Consider the following 15,942-nt stretch of genomic DNA (forward strand, 5'->3'; position numbering starts at 1 on the left):
GTGCAGCAGAAATTTGTTGTAAGAGCGAATGAGCAGACTTTTGCCCATCATGGACCGAATATCCGACAAATTTGGTAAGAAAATTTCAATTTGTCTTACTTCGCTATACAATTCGCGTTTAATTGTAATCTTCTCATTGCGCGCTGTTTGTAACAGGAATCCTTAATCTATGCGTGTTATCACATTCAATACTCAGGGTATTGAACAGGCTGCAAAAAACGGTTTTTTTGACTGGATGGTCCAGCAGGACGCTGACGTCATTTGTTTGCAGGACCTGCGTGCGAAGGAATATCAGCTCGACGACGAGCTGTACCACCCGGAAGGTTATTACCCGTACTTTTTTGATGCATTCGAAGACGGCTACAGCGGGGTGGCAATCTATACCCGCCATGTCCCAAAAGCGATCATGACCGGCCTGGGCTTCGAACTGTGTGACTTCCACGGTCGCTTTATCCAGGCAGACTTCGACAAGGTAAGTGTCTCCTCCCTGAGCATCCCATCCGGTCTGGCCAGTGAAGAGGCGCAGGCGGTAAAAGAGGAGTACATGGAGCACTTCCTCGGCCACATGAAGAAAACCCTGCGTAAGCGTCGTGACTTCATCTTCTGTGGCACATACAACGTGGCCCACAAGCCAGTCGACCTGAGTAACTGGTACGTCAACCAGAGCGTGTCCGGTTTCCTGCCGAACGAGCGCGAGTGGATGGAAGAGATTGTCGGTGAGATGGGATACGTGGATGCGTTCCGCGAGATCAATAAAGCCGAGCGTCAGTACACCTGGTGGCCGGACTACAACCGTGCCCGCGTGCTGAACGAAGGTGCGCGTCTGGATTATCAGATCACCACTGCGAACCTGCGCAAGACCGTGAAGTCGGTACAGGTATACCGTGACCAGATGTTCAGCGAGCACGCGCCGGTGATCATCGATTACGCGATCGATATCTGATTTGACCTATTTCAGGCAATAAAAAAGGGAGCTGATCAGCTCCCTTTTTTGTGTCCGGCATTGGCTTATTCTGCCAGCGCCTTACGCTGCATCTCTGCCAGCTCACGGATACCTTTCTGGGCCAGATCCAGCATCTTGTTCAGCTCATCCTGAGTGTACGGTGCGCCTTCTGCAGTACCCTGTACTTCGATGAAACCACCGTGACCGGTCATGATCACGTTCATGTCGGTTTCTGCTTTGGAGTCTTCCGCGTAGTCCAGGTCCAGCACCGGCTCACCTTCGTAGATCCCTACGGAAACAGCTGCGATTGCGTGTTTCAGCGGGTTTCCTTTCATGGCTCCGTTCTTGTCCTGCTTCAGCACATTGATTGCATCAACCAGTGCCACGTATGCGCCGGTGATGGATGCGGTACGGGTACCACCGTCTGCCTGGATGACGTCGCAGTCGATGGTGATGGTGTTTTCACCCAGCTTGTTCAGGTCCAGTGCCGCACGCAGACTGCGGCCGATCAGACGCTGGATCTCTACTGTACGACCACCCTGTTTGCCGCGTGCCGCTTCACGGTCGCAACGGCTGCCGGTGGAACGAGGTAGCATGCCGTATTCTGCAGTTACCCAACCGCTGCCGCTGCCGCGCAGGAAGCGTGGAACGCCACGGTCGACAGATGCAGTACAGATCACTTTGGTGTTACCAAACTCAACCAATACAGAGCCTTCTGCATGGCAGGTGAAGTTGCGGGTGATTTTCACCTCACGCATCTGGTCCGGTTCACGACCACTCGGGCGGATCTTGTTCAAACCGAGGTTTTGCAGCTGTTCAGAGATGCTTGAGCTCATACCTGTTAATCACCGTTGCTTGATTTTCGTACACCGCCGTTGGCAGCCATGCACGCTTGGCTGTTAGAATGAAGCCTGCATTTTAATCGAGATAGAGCCATATGACACGTAGTATGACTGCTTTTGCCCGGCAGGAAGCCGAGCATGCCTGGGGTTCCCTGATCTGGGAGATTCGTTCTGTTAACCATCGTTACCTGGAACCTCACCTGCGTCTGCCGGAGAGCCTGCGTGACCTGGAAGGCTCGTTGCGTGAGCAACTGCGTAAGAAACTGAGCCGCGGCAAGGTGGAATGCACCCTGCGTTTCCACCCGGAAGCCCAGGCCCAGCAGCTGACCGTCAATACCGAGTTTGCCAAGGAGCTGATTGCGGCTGCAGATGAAGTGGCGGCGCTGTCTCTGTCCGGTAACACCCAGCCGATGAACCCGCTGGATGTATTGCGCTGGCCAGGGGTTCTGCAGGATGCCCAGATCGATATGGATCAGGTAAAAACGGAAGCCCTGAAGCTGTTTGGTACCGCGCTGGATGACCTGATCGCCGGTCGCGAACGCGAAGGTAAAGAGCTGAACGGCCTGATCGAACAGCGTCTGGCCGCGATTGCCGAGATCGTAGTTGAAGTGCGCAGCAAACTGCCGGAGATCCTGCAGGCCCAGCGCGACAACCTGCGCAGCCGTCTGGAAGAGCTGAAAGAAGACTTGGATGAAGGCCGCCTGGAGCAGGAGATGGTGATCCTGGCGCAGAAAGCGGATGTGGATGAAGAGATGGACCGTCTCAACACCCACGTGCAGGAAGTGCGCCGTGTGCTGAACCAGAAAGGCCCGATCGGTCGTCGCCTCGACTTCCTGATGCAGGAACTGAACCGCGAAGCCAACACACTCTCTTCCAAATCGATCGTGGCTGAAACCACCCAGTGCGCGGTGGAGCTGAAGGTGCTGATCGAACAGATGCGTGAGCAGATCCAGAATATAGAATAAAGATTTCTGCAGCTTTCAACTGACCACCTGCATCATTAAGCCCCTATATTAAGGGGCTTTTTGTATTTGAACACTCTCACTTGTTTCCTGTTGTTCAGGGTGAAGTGATGACATATGCGATGATACCAATCCGTGTCTACTTCTCATCGCTAACCAGGCTCCTCGTTCTCCCCTTTCAGGCTTGTGATTGCTTTTGAGATTTTGTAGCATTTGGCCGACTGCCGCCATAATGGTCGCGTCCGGGTGAGACCCGCAGTGCTTGGCTGAACCCTCCAATGAACAATAGCATCTGGTTATCGCCAGATGATTTAACCAAGCTCATCTGGCGTTGGATAGACCAATGCAAATCAAAACAGTAAGTGAGCTTTCCCGCTTTAGCTCATCTTTACTTTCCACGCTTAAAAAAAAGGGCGTTGGTATAAAACTACACTCCCTTCGGTATCACCTTGCTGTGGCTTGGGGGTTTAATACGTACAATGGATTGCGGTTTTCATTCCCTAATCAGTGCGATATCAATCCCCTTTTCGTTCAGAATTTGTCGGTTCGGTTGAAATCACACCGAAATTATACTCTTTCCAATGCGCAATTGGCTGAAGCCTGTCGCCAAGCATATCCCTCAAGCAGGAAATTTATTGTCTACTTTGAATCTACGGAGTACTCAAAGCTCAAGTCGAAGTTCTATGTTTTTTTACAAGCTATTGGCCGTGTAGAGCGAAAACAGGAAAATCACAACTGGCGCAATTTCAAAACAGAATTTTGCTACAAGACTGGCTGTGAAACAAAAAAGGCCTTACGTTTCAATTCATTACTGGAGTCTTTGCAGTCGGCCATTGGGGGCTCTGAGCAGGAAGTAATGAACATCACTTGGCGTAATTTAATAAAAGAGTATCGGAGAAAATCATGAGATGGACGCTCGAAGAAGATATCAAACTCCTTACCCTTCTACGCCAGCGCTTTTCAGAGCTGGTCAAACACAACCGGCTGGATGCCGGCATGGCCTTCAGCCAGCAGCTACATGCTGACTTCAATTCGCCACATCGGGATGCCGCGGCGCTACTGTTTCGTCTCAAGGATGCCAAAATACTGGCCATGGCCAGTCGCCCAACGGGTGACGCCAACCAGCAACGTTTTCGCTGCTTGCTAGTGGACGACCTGGCGTTGTATGACTACACAGTAACATTGCCTGCGCTCAAGCGAGCGTTGAATCCTGAGACTGTGAATGCGGTATTGCACCAATTTTCCGCTAGCGACACGCACCAGCCGCTGTCCGACGCCATCGGTGAGATCGCTGCAGCTTTGTTTTTGGTGCCGATGCAGGTGGAAAAGGTGCTCATTGAGCACAATCAGCTGGTCATCAACCGCTACCGCCAGTGTGAGCGAGTCGAATCTGCACCTGTTAGCCACGGCCTTAGCGACCTGATCATGAAGCAAACCCCGACTGCCAAACTAGTTGAGGACATCAATTTCTGTCGCGCCCGTGCCTCACTGTTGTACCATGTGCACGAGCGCGACGGCGCAGAGGTGATCTTCAGCTCCGACGGCACCGGTTTCGGTAAAAGCTACGGCGTCATCCAGGGCTATGTCGAGTACATCGAACGCTTTGCTGAAACTCAGGTACCAGACTACCTGTTCCCAGAGGGCGGCTTCACCAACCTGATGTTCATGTCGCCACAGAAGTCGCAAATTGACCTCGAACGTAGCCAAAAAGACAAGATCCTGGCCGCCGGCGGTGAACTCATCTGTGTGGTGGCACGCAAGGACATCGCTGATCTCGACTTTGTGGACTGGGCCTCTGGCCTGAAGAACCGTGAGCGTTATAGCCAGTGGTACGAGGGAGGGCGGAATAGCACCTACATCAAGTCCGCGATGCGCTCTCTCAACTACTTAATGACCCAGATCGACCGTTGTAAAGAGCAGATAGAACACCTTTCTGCCTATGGCACGTTGGACGCGACCCACGATAAGGAGATGGCGGAAGATCAGCTCAAGAACTACCGCAACAGTCTTCGTTCCACTATCGAATCTGCCTGTAAGGCGTTGTTCCAGGTCAATAGCTCTGAAAATCCAATCCGCGACTACGTTAGCCGCGGGATCCAGGCGCGCCGCGAGCGCCTGCGCAACACCGTACAGGCCCTGGCCGAGGGCAAGATGCCACCGAATATGAGCACGCATGAGGTCTACTTCGAGCTCATCAAACAGGTACTACCGTTCGAGGTCTGTCAGCTCCGTCCTTCGGTACTGCTGATGACAACAAACAAGTTCGACACCTCGACCTACCGTTTGGCGCCACGCCAACGGGGTGAAGGCATGCTCTTTCAGTCAGTGGGCTTCGATCTGTTGATTGGTGGCAAGATTAAGCCGGAAGAACCACAGATCAGCTCCGTGGCAGCGGAAAGCCACGCAGTGCAGGTCGACTACCTGCGCAATGAGCACTTCAAGCGCAATCCGGATTGTCCTTTTCGCCGCAACAACATCCGTTTCACCGTGGTGGTTGACGAACTGCACGAAGCCTATACTCGCCTCGAAGAAAGCTGTCACGTCTCGCTGGTCAAGCAAGAAAACAACTTGGCGCATGTGTTTTCGGTCATTGGGCGCATTTACAACGCGGTTCTTAGTTTGGAGCGCCGGGGGAAGCCTCACGAAGAGCAAACGACCTTCGAGCAGGAGAAGGTAAAGTTTATCACCGCCCTTCGCGGGCTGCTGGCCGATAAGTGCGAGCTGTCACCCGGTACTACCCTGGGTTCGGTTCTGGAAATGTTCCGTGACCAGCTGGGGGCGTTTGAGGTCAATGGTGACGCTGCGGAGCGCATCATTTCAATCACCCGTAACGTGTTCAGCTTCAACGCCAAGATGTATGTCAACGAAGAGGGGCTCAAGCGTATCCGCATGCGCAACAGCGAGGGCGACGTCACCCGCACCGAGTTGTATTACGAGGTCGAGGGCGACACTAGCGATACCAACCCCACTTTACATGATCTGTTCCAGCTGGTCTCAGCCATCTTGGCTGCCTGCGCTCAGATCACCAACCGCCACTTCAAGCGCTGGGTGAAGAACGGTGGGCAAGATAACGCAAGTAGCCAGAACACCCCGTTGGGTCAGTTTGTCGACGCCGCCAACAACGTCGCTGGTGAAGTTCGCCACATCTTTGACCGCACAACTGATGAAAACTTACTGATTGACCATTTCTATACCTACCTGCAACCGAAAACCGTGTTCACCATGACCCCAGTGGCGGAGCTGAATTACGTCAACAAGGGTGCAGAGCGCACCGTGATCTTGGCATTCGAGATGGATTTGGTGAAAGAGTTGCCTGAAGCTATGTTGCTGCGCCTGCTGACCGGCACTGAAAATAAGGTGATCGGTCTAAGTGCCACCAGTGGCTTCAGCCACACCAAAAACGGCAACTTCAGCCGTCATTTTCTGCAGCGTTACGCCCACGATTTGGACTACCGCGTAGTCGAACGCGAGCCAGCGGATATCAGCATGCTCAAGGAGCTTCGTGAACTGCGGGCCCGCATCCGTGACGCTCACTTCAAGGTCTTTGATGCCGAGCTGCCTACGCTAACCGATACTTACCAGCGCAGCGAGACCTTCCGGAAGGTGTACGACGATATCTTCAGCGCGCTGCGTGAGCCACTGGAATACGCTCTGAGCAACCCCTACAAGCAGCGCCAGCATTGTCGAGAGTTGGAGGCGTTGCTACTTGCCGCTTACGAAGGCAAGAACAGCCTGATCCTGTCGCTCTCCGGCGGCTTTAAAAACGCCTTTGCCCGCGCCTACCGTCAGCATCAGGCCGCCTGGCGCAAACAGTACGGCATGAGTTCCAAGTGCGACGGCAAGCATGAAAAGCAGCATGACCAACTCCTGACCTTTACTCCGTTTCAGGGGGGGCACACCATCCGTCTGGTCTTCTTTGACTCGCCACTGGCCAATGTCGAGGACATAAAACAGGAAACCTATATCCAGGATGACAACAGCGTGCTGGTGTTCATGAGCACTTATAACAGCGCAGGCACTGGCCTCAATTACTTCGTCAAGTACCACGATGGAGATATCGATGATGCAAACATGCCGCGCCTAGATGTCGACTTCCAGCGCCTAGTGTTGATCAATTCGTCGTTTTACAGCGAGGTAATGGGCAACGGCGCCAACCTCAATACTCTGCCCAACTACGTCAGCGTGCTCAAACACTTCGCGGATGACATTGTCGACCACAAGATGGCCGACTTCAGCGTCAACTTTGCCCAAGGTGACAACTATCGTTTGCTGATGGCTGAGCATGGTATGAGCTTGTTCAAGGTAATTGTGCAGGCGGTGGGTAGGGTTGAGCGCCGTGACACTTTGCTAAACACTGAGATCTTCCTGCCCAGCGATGTGATCCACAACGTGGCGTTCCAGTTTGCAGGATTAAGCGAGGACGCCGGTAACGAGGTGGTGTTGGAGAGCATGTCCCTGCTCAACTACCGCCTCAAAGAATTCTGTGAAGAGCTTAGCTTGAACCATTCTTTCGACAGCCCAGAGGTTCGTCGTACATTTGAGCAATCGGTATTGGCTAACGGTCGTCGCATTGACGCTGTCCACAAGCGTGTCCTGAAGACCGACTGGATGAATCGCGTGCGTGGCGGCGGCTTTGAATTCTTGGATCTTTGTAACCTGTTCCGTGATCGTGACTCTTTCGCCAATCCTGAGCGTTGGCTGGAGAAGTTGCAGTTGCATCCTCTTTATGCTGCCAACCGTCAGATGCAGGCCATCCATGACGCTTTGTTCATCTCGCGCCAACAGGGCAACCAGTCGATCCTGCTGTGCCACAAGCGCGGCCCAGATGGATTGGCTCACCCTGATTACTCAGCCTTGTCCGACTTTGCCGGCGGGGCGCGTGAATACCGCCCAGAACTGACCATCTTCCCGCAGTACAGTAAAGATGTCGATTTCACCCTTGGAAACCTGGTGGGTGATCTGATGCGAGAATGTGCCGATATCCAGAAAACAGCGTTTGCCAGGGTGGTACCGCATCCTAAGCTGGTGCCGTTACTCAAAGGTAATGTTGGCGAATACCTGTTTGACAGGGTGCTGGCGCATTACGGGGTGCAGCCGCTCGACGACATGCAGGTCTTTGAGCGCCTGGAGCCGTTGGTGTACGAATTCTTTGACCGTTTCATCGAGGTGGGCGATGATCTGGTCTGTGTTGACGTCAAACGCTGGGCAACCAAGCTGGACGATTTGACGCGGGCGGAAGACACCCTAGAGAAGAGCGATAACAAGATCCGCCAGATCCGTGACATCGCCAGCCAAGCTGCAGACCAGGCAGGACAGGAACAAGTGCGCGTGGCGTTGGCCGGTCGCTACCAGCGCATCAAGTTTGTCTACCTGAACGCGGCCTACAGCCAGAATCCGAACAATCTGATGTGGCAAGAGAATGTTGATCACACCATCCACTACCTCAATCTGCTTCAGGCCGATCACAAGTATTATCAGCCACTGGATCGCGAGCGTCGTCGACGTCAGGACAAGTCCAGGCTGGACACCACCCTGCACATCAACCCGATGCTGGACACCCTGCTCGGACGGTAACCTAAGGATAACCGGCGGCCTACGGGCCGCCCTGAGGACTAAGGATTATGTTCCCCAACCTACACACACTGACCGATACCCCAGTTGCTCGCACCAATCTGATCCAGCTCGAAGAGGCGCCGCTGGCCACCATCCGCCGTTTGCTGGCGCCGATCTCCAATCTATATGCGATTGACTTTGGATTGCAGCGCTTCAACAAGGAGCGCAAAGAAAAACGCCAAGATTTCCATTCACGAGTTCATAGTGAGGTGAAAGCGAGCTTACGCCAGACACTGGGACTCAATGCCCAAGACGACGTGAAGTATGAGCTGCACCGCCTACCCAGCGGTCATCACGTATATTTTTACCTGGCACCGGCAGCTGCAAGGCACACTTCGGCCCACCTCTCGCTGTCGACACGCATTGAACAGTTGTGTCAGAAGCTGGCTGCCAACGAACAAAGCCTCACACGGCTGATCCAGGGTTTGTTCAGTCTGCACCTGAAGATGATACTTCTGGAGCAAGCTACTGATCGCTTCTCAGTGTCGCCGGTGTACTTCAACGCGGTGATGTACCTCAATGCCCGTCTGAGCCAACCGATCGCTAAGAAAAGTGGTACCGGGGTGATGGAGGCTTTTGAGCTTGATGTATTTGCCTCAGAGCAGCGTGAACTGGCGTTCACACTGCACAAGCGCAAGTTCCTGGTTGAGCCTGCTGAAGAGCTGCACCTATCGCTAGATTATGACAAGGTGTGGTTCAACACCGATAGTGGCAGGGTAAAAGCCCGACGCAAGCTCGATGCCCGTGACAGTAAGCTGGAGTTCTTCCGCGAACGTAGCGGTTATGGCGAATGCCAGGCATACACCTACAATGTGGTGATGAATGCCGTGGTCGAACGTCTCACTGAACTGGAGATCCCTCATACGCCGATCCCGTTCCAGGCCACCCATGAGGTTAACCAATTTGTCACCGGCCTAGATCAGCAACTGGCCAATACACTGCTGGTGGTGAATAACGGTGTAGATTTCAGCGCCACACAAGAGGCCTATTTTTTCGACGCCCTGGCTGCGCAGCTGCCCGGTTATCAGTTGTGGCCCATGGCCTCATTGGAGCGGGCACAGAAAACAAGTTTCTCCGATCTGCCGGCCAACACCTCGATCTTGGTGCTCAATCCAGTGGAAGATGAGGCCAGTAACAGCATCCGCCAACTAGACGATGGCGCTGCCGAGTATGGTAACTTCTTTGCAGTGTATGATATTGACCGGAAACTACCCGGTTTGCGCTGGGATACCTACACCCAGCTTAAACTGGATCGCCTGCATGGGTGGCTAAAGCAGAAGCCGCTGCCCGTGGCCCTGCAAGGCATGAATGTTGACAGCAAGTTACTGGATGCGATCAATTACATCGAAGAGCTGTCTAACGCCAATCCGGAACAATATACTGCCGATCTGGCAAAGCCCCGAAGTCGTCTGAAGTCTGCGTTCAACTTGGTGAATAGCAAGATCCGCCGTACCAAAACCGAATTATGGTTCAAAGAGAGCGTGCTCACACAGCGTCATATCCCTCTGCCTAACCTAACTAAGGGTCGCTATACAGCGTTTGCAGTTCGCTCGACGGACAACGGCTCCACATTGCTTGGTCATATCGAGCTATCGACGGACAGCAACCTACTGAGCGTGGTCAATGCCGGGGTAACCGAGGGGGACTTGGACTGGCTGGCGGTTGAACACCCTGCATTGGAGAGGCTGGATAAACTGTTCAACAATAGTTTTTACCTTTATGACCATTCTGCGGATGTTTTGCTCACCACCTACAACAGTGTGCGCGTGCCACGCTTGATTGGCCCAAGCCACCTTGATGTGGTGGACTTGTACTCTTACCAGGAGCAGGAAAAGGGGCAGGCTGAACGCGATGGAGTGAAGTTCAGCGATTACACCATCACACGCTCGGCCAAGGCGGATCAAAATGTGCTGCCTTACCTAATGTCACCTGGCCGTTCGATACACGATCCGCTGACCAAGTCGCAGAAGATGAAGCATCACCATACGTACCTGCAGCCGCACGACGACGGGTTGTATGTGCTGGTAAGCGACTCTCAGCCAGCTAACCCGTCCATGGCGAGACCCAACCTAGTGGAGAACCTTCTAATCTGGGATGCACAGGGCGATACTTTAGATGTATTTCACCACCCGTTGACCGGGGTCTATCTCAATAGCTTCACACTTGACATGCTCAAGAGTGGAGACAGTAGCAAGAGCTCTATTTTTGCCAAATTAGCCCGCCTAATGGTGGAGAACTAACATAACTTGCGTAGGTACCAATTAGGTCAAGCACCATGGCCACTTGCTGTAGTGGAAGCAGCTTAAACCAGTGCCCGTTTCAACTTGACCAAATCAAACACTAGTGCACGCATTAGCGAAAATAGGAGGGAACTCCGATAAAAGGCGAGTGGATTGGTGGCTATTAATTTAGAGCCGGAAGGTGAAATGGGATAAGAGGGTTTTGTTGAGCTATCGGGGTACGTTTATTGCAGAGTTGGAAGCATTAACGTCAGGTGTAGGGTGGGCGTTTTCCGAGTGATAAACCCCAACAAAGCCTGGCCAGATTTGTATAATACCCCCTTTGCAACCTGCGGCCTTGAAGCCCCGCGAACAATTGAGCAACGATATGAGCGATAAAGGTACTCTGTATGTAGTGTCGGCCCCGTCCGGTGCCGGTAAAACCAGTCTGGTAAAGGCGCTGCTGGAGCGTGACAACCGTGTGCTGGTCTCTGTGTCCCACACCACCCGTGACATGCGTCCGGGCGAAGTGGATGGCAAGGACTACAACTTTGTCGATATGGATCAGTTCAACAGCATGATCGAAGCGGGTGCTTTCCTGGAGCACGCCGAGGTGTTTACCAACAAGTACGGCACTTCTCAGCTGTGGGTTGAGGACCAACTGGCACAGGGCAACGACGTGATTCTGGAAATTGACTGGCAGGGTGCCCAGCAGGTACGCCGTCTGATGCCGGACTGCCTCTCCGTCTTTATCCTGCCACCGTCGCAGGAAGAGCTGCGCCGCCGTCTGACCGGCCGTGGTACTGATAGCCAGGACGTGATCGATCACCGTATGTCCCAGGCCGTGGGTGAAATGAGCCACTATGGCGAATACGACTACCTGATTATCAACGATGACTTCGATACCGCGCTGAACGAGCTGGCATCCGTGTTCCTGAGTCGCCGTTTGGTGCAGGATCGACAGGCTGAGAAACATCAGGAATTGCTGCAGAGCCTCTTGTCAGCCTAATATCTGAACAGTAGAATGCTCGGTCTTTCGAAAAACCCCTGACTAGAGGTTGAACATGGCTCGCGTAACCGTTGAAGATTGCCTGGATAATGTAGATAACCGCTTTGAGCTGGTGATGGTCGCTGCGAAACGCGCACGTCAGCTGGCTACCGGTGGTAAAGAACCAAAAGTTGAGTGGGAAAACGACAAGCCAACTGTTGTTGCTCTGCGTGAAATTGCAGAAGGCCACGTCGACAAAACTGTTCTGGACGAAGTTGAAGAAGACTAACTCTTCCCCAACTCCGCTTTATACGGCATCATTCCAACTATCGGACAAATAAGTGCTTTTCAGCATTGACGGTAGTATTTTGGAGGGGTGATGCCGACCATCGACGCACTTTCTGAACGCTTAACTGAGTATCTGGATCAGCAACAGATCCAGCAGGTGCGTCGTGCCTATTTCTACGCTGAGCAGGCCCATGATGGCCAACGCCGCAAAAGTGGCGAAGCGTACGTCACTCATCCCCTGGCAGCCGCCAGCATTCTAGCTACCATGCACCTCGACCATCAGAGCCTGATGGCGGCGATGCTGCACGATGTGATCGAAGACACCGAAGTGACCTACGAAGGGGTTCACTCCCAGTTTGGTGAGTCGGTGGCCGATATCGTGGACGGTGTGTCCAAGCTGACCCACCTGGAGTTTGAATCCAAGGCGGAAGCCCAAGCCAGCAACTTCCAGAAGATGGTGCTGGCGATGGCGGAGGATATCCGCGTTATCCTGGTGAAGCTGGCGGACCGCCTGCATAACATGCGTACCCTGGGGGCCATGCGTCCGGATAAGCAGCGTCGAATTGCCAAGGAAACCCTGGATATCTACGCGCCGATCGCCGGTCGTCTGGGGATGCGTGATCTGCAGGTGGAACTGGAAGACCTGGCGTTCCAGGCGCATTACCCGATGCGTGCCAAGTACATTCGTCGTGCGGTGGTGCAGGCCCGTGGTCAGCGCAAGGACATCATCAGCTCCATCCAGGAGACGATCGAGCAACGCCTGCGCCAGGAAGGTCTGAAAGGCACCGTCTCCGGCCGTGAGAAACACCTCTACAGTATCTACAGTAAGATGAAATCCCAGAACAAGTCGTTCGCCGAGATCATGGACGTGTTTGCGTTTCGCGTGGTGACCGACAGCGTAGATGACTGCTACCGCGTACTGGGTGCGGTACACAACCTCTACAAGCCGGTGCTGAACCGCTTTAAAGATTACATCGCCATCCCGAAATCCAACGGCTACCAGTCCCTGCACACCGACCTGTTTGGCGCCAAGAACATCACCATCGAGGTGCAGATCCGTACCAAAGAGATGGATGCGGTGGCCAGTCAAGGTGTGGCGGAACACAGCCACTACAAGGTGTATGGTGACTCGGACAACTCCGACAGCGCCGTGGGCTCCTACAAGCGTGCCCGCAAGTGGGTACAGGGCCTGCTGGAGATGCAGCAGCGTGCCGGTAACTCCATGGAGTTTATCGAAAGCGTAAAAGAGGACCTGTTCCCCGACGAAGTCTACGTGTTCACACCTAAAGGCCGTATTCTTGAGCTGCCTGCCGGTTCCACTGCCGTCGACTTCGCCTACGCGGTACACACCGATATCGGTAACTCCTGCGTATCCTGCCGTATCGACCGCCGTCTGGCGCCACTGTCTCAACGTCTGGAGAACGGCCAGACCGTCGAGATCATCACTACGCCAAGTGCCCAGCCAAACATGGCCTGGCTGAACTTCGTGATGACCGGTAAGGCGCGTACCGCAATCCGCCACTTCCTGAAGAACCAGCAGCGTCACGAATCGATCGACCTGGGGCGTCGCCTGCTGAACCAGTTCCTCAGCAAGTACGGTTCCAATGCAGACGAGATTGACCAGGCCAAGTTGTTGGAGCTGCTGGACGAAGCGGGTTTCAAATCGCTCGACGACCTGCTGGAAGATATCGGCATGGGCAACCGCCAGGCGTACGTGGTGGCCCGTCGTCTGCGTCCGGAATCGGACGAAGAGGCTGGCGACCAGCACGGCAGTCCGTTGTCGATCAAAGGGACCGAAGGCATGGTGCTGCAGTATGCTAAGTGTTGCCGTCCACTGCCGGGAGACGAGATCATCGGTCACATCAGTGCCGGTAAGGGATTGGTGATCCACCGCACCGCATGCCGCAATATCGGCCACCTGCGGGATGATCCGGGTAAGTGTATCTACCTGGAGTGGTTTGATGGCCTGAAGGATGAGTTTGTGGCGGAGCTGACCTGTCAGGTGGAATCCCACCGAGGCATTATCGCTGAGCTGGCCACCGTGGCAACCTCAATGGGCGCGGATCTGCAAGAGATCGACATCGAAGATCACGAAGGCAAGCTGGCCAAGGTGCATATGGAGCTGCTGGTGAAAGACCGTATCCATCTGGCGCGGGTGATGAAGAAGATCCGTGTTCTGAAAACCGTGAATAAGATCATTCGTCCTTAAGATCCCAACAACTAGGCAGCGCAGGTAGCCATTGCTACCTGCGTACCCCATCCCTTAGTTCCCTTTGGCACTGCCTTCGCGGCGTTTATCCACGGCGCTGTGCCAGACACCGTTTTTATCCTTGTGCATACCGTGCAGGCCGCTGTTCAGGTCGCGCACGTTTACCGTGTGGCCCATCGCTTCCAGTTCCGGCGCCAGCGCTGCGGCGCCGCTATTCTCTTCCAGCTCGGTGGTGCTGTTGCGGTTGCTGATATGAGGCAGGTTCACCACCTGTTGCAATGGCAGATTGTGGTTGAGGCTGACTAGCAGGCTTTGTGCCACGTAGTTGATAATGCGGCTGCCACCCGGTGAGCCGATCGCGGCGATCAACTGATCGTTCTTATCAAACACCATAAACGGCGACATGGAGCTGCGCGGGCGTTTACCCGCCTGCACGCGGTTGGCGATCAGTTCGCCGTCCTTCTCGGCAACAAAGGAGAAGTCGGTCAGTTGGTTGTTGAGCAGGAAACCGCCCGCCATCAGGGTGGAGCCAAACGCCATCTCGATACTGGTGGTCATGGAGACAGCGTTCCCCCACTTGTCGACGACCACGAAGTGGCTGGTGGAGGGCAGTTCCGGCGACTGGTCGTCCTGTCGTGCCGGCGCGGACTGAGGATTACCGGCGGTGGCTTTGCCGCTGTCCATGGCCGGGCTGATCAGCTGGCGACGACGTTCCAGGTAGGTTTCGTCCAGCAGACCTTCAACCGGCACGTCGACAAAGTCTGCATCGGCCAGGTAACGGGCGCGGTCAGCGTAAGCCAGGCGGGACGCCTGGGTGAAGAGATGATTGAACTGGGCGCCCTGTGGGTCAAGTTCGGCCAGTGGTTGATTTTCCAGCAGCTTCAGGATCTGCAGCACAGTCACCCCGCCGGAGGTCGGTGGTGGGAAACCACACACCTTGTAGCGCTGGTAGGGCAGGCAGATCGGATCTCGCTCCTGGGCGCGGTAGTCGGCCAGGTCATCCAGGCTCAGGTGGCCGGGGTTGTCGTCAGCGGCCTGCACCGAGTTGATGATCTGTCGTGCCAGAGGGCCAAGGTAAAAATAACCGACACCGCTACGGGCAATGCCGGCCAGCGAATTGGCCAGAACCGGGTTCTTCAGCAGGGTGCCCACAGGCAGTGGTTCGCCTTCGGGCGTGAAGAAATACTTGCGGGCCGCCACGTAGCGGTCCAAACCCGGGTTGATGCGGGATTTGATCAGCTGGTGCAGGCGAGGGCCGACCTCAAAACCCTTGCGGGCTTGCTTCACCGTATCGACGTAGAGCAGGTGCCACGGGGTTTTACCGTGTTTGATGTGTGCCAGTTCCAGCATCTTCAGTACACCCGGCGTTCCCACCGAGCGCCCACCTACCAGGGCGTCGTACCAGTTCATCGGATCGCCGTCGGGTTTGATAAACAGGTTTTCGTCGGCGGTGGACGGGGCGGTCTCACGGCCGTCGTAGGCGTAGAGCTGTTTATTTTCGTTATCCCAGTAGAGCATGAAGGCGCCGCCCCCGATGCCGGAGGACTGGGGTTCGACCAGGGTCAGCATTGCCTGGATCGCCACAGCCGCGTCGGCTGCACTGCCACCACTCTTGAGGATCTTGTAGCCCACTTCGGTAGCCAGCGGGTGTGCAGTGACGGCCATAAACTGCTGTGCCTGAATTGCCTCGCTGTGTTGCTCACCGGTGGCTGATTCCGGTGCCTGGTCCTCGTTTAGCGCCCAGACCGGGGAGGAAACAATTAAAAAGCAGAAAAAGAGCAGGCGGATCATGATTCCCTCCTGGAAATGGCTAAAAAAGCACAGCATACGTTGCTGAAAGCTATGTATTTACGGTAGGTTAGGCGTTAACGAACACTT

General features: G+C 54.5%; 10 protein-coding genes. 8 read left to right on the forward strand and 2 right to left on the reverse strand.

The genetic code is table 11. The annotated features are described in order from the left end of the window. The first annotated feature begins 169 nt into the window (after window positions 1-169). Entirely contained in the window at window positions 170-943 is a 774-nt protein-coding gene (locus QKW35_RS11865; protein WP_282353333.1) for an exodeoxyribonuclease III, read from the forward strand. A 65-nt stretch (window positions 944-1,008) separates the two neighbouring features. Here QKW35_RS11865 and rph read toward each other — a convergent pair whose 3' ends face one another. Continuing rightward, window positions 1,009-1,779 (reverse strand): ribonuclease PH, encoded by a 771-nt coding sequence (rph, locus tag QKW35_RS11870; protein ID WP_282353334.1) that lies wholly within the window; start codon window positions 1,777-1,779, stop codon window positions 1,009-1,011. A gap of 101 nt (window positions 1,780-1,880) precedes the next feature. Here rph and QKW35_RS11875 point away from each other — a divergent pair, with 101 nt between their 5' ends. The 7 genes from QKW35_RS11875 (at window position 1,881) to spoT (ending at window position 14,064) form a co-directional block, all read left to right on the forward strand. After that, window positions 1,881-2,750 carry a YicC/YloC family endoribonuclease gene (locus QKW35_RS11875; protein ID WP_282353336.1) on the forward strand — a complete coding sequence of 290 codons (870 nt, stop codon included), beginning with the start codon at window positions 1,881-1,883 and terminating at the stop codon, window positions 2,748-2,750. 340 nt (window positions 2,751-3,090) lie between these two features. Beyond that, on the forward strand, window positions 3,091-3,654 hold the full coding sequence (locus QKW35_RS11880) for a hypothetical protein (protein WP_282353337.1): 564 nt from the start codon (window positions 3,091-3,093) through the stop codon (window positions 3,652-3,654). Next, on the forward strand, window positions 3,651-8,321 hold the full coding sequence (locus tag QKW35_RS11885) for a hypothetical protein (RefSeq protein ID WP_282353339.1): 4,671 nt from the start codon (window positions 3,651-3,653) through the stop codon (window positions 8,319-8,321). The genes QKW35_RS11880 and QKW35_RS11885 overlap by 4 nt, the downstream gene beginning before the upstream one ends. A 47-nt stretch (window positions 8,322-8,368) precedes the next feature. Then, on the forward strand, window positions 8,369-10,600 hold the full coding sequence (locus tag QKW35_RS11890) for a hypothetical protein (protein ID WP_282353340.1): 2,232 nt from the start codon (window positions 8,369-8,371) through the stop codon (window positions 10,598-10,600). 367 nt (window positions 10,601-10,967) lie between these two features. Then, window positions 10,968-11,588: a guanylate kinase gene (gene gmk, locus QKW35_RS11895; RefSeq protein ID WP_282353341.1), complete on the forward strand. Its 621-nt coding sequence runs from the start codon at window positions 10,968-10,970 to the stop codon at window positions 11,586-11,588. A gap of 55 nt (window positions 11,589-11,643) precedes the next feature. Beyond that, a complete protein-coding gene (rpoZ, locus tag QKW35_RS11900) occupies window positions 11,644-11,856 on the forward strand; it encodes a DNA-directed RNA polymerase subunit omega (RefSeq protein WP_282353342.1) in 213 nt (70 codons plus the stop codon). A gap of 90 nt (window positions 11,857-11,946) precedes the next feature. After that, entirely contained in the window at window positions 11,947-14,064 is a 2,118-nt protein-coding gene (gene spoT / locus QKW35_RS11905) for a bifunctional GTP diphosphokinase/guanosine-3',5'-bis pyrophosphate 3'-pyrophosphohydrolase (protein ID WP_282353343.1), read from the forward strand. Between the two features lie 54 nt (window positions 14,065-14,118). Here the strand turns inward: spoT and ggt are convergent, their stop codons facing one another. Beyond that, window positions 14,119-15,855 carry a gamma-glutamyltransferase gene (gene ggt / locus QKW35_RS11910; RefSeq protein ID WP_282353344.1) on the reverse strand — a complete coding sequence of 579 codons (1,737 nt, stop codon included), beginning with the start codon at window positions 15,853-15,855 and terminating at the stop codon, window positions 14,119-14,121. Window positions 15,856-15,942 lie beyond the last annotated feature (87 nt).

This window comes from Pontibacterium granulatum, from assembly GCF_029961155.1.
GTDB classification, from domain to species: Bacteria; Pseudomonadota; Gammaproteobacteria; order Pseudomonadales; family Balneatricaceae; genus Pontibacterium; species Pontibacterium granulatum.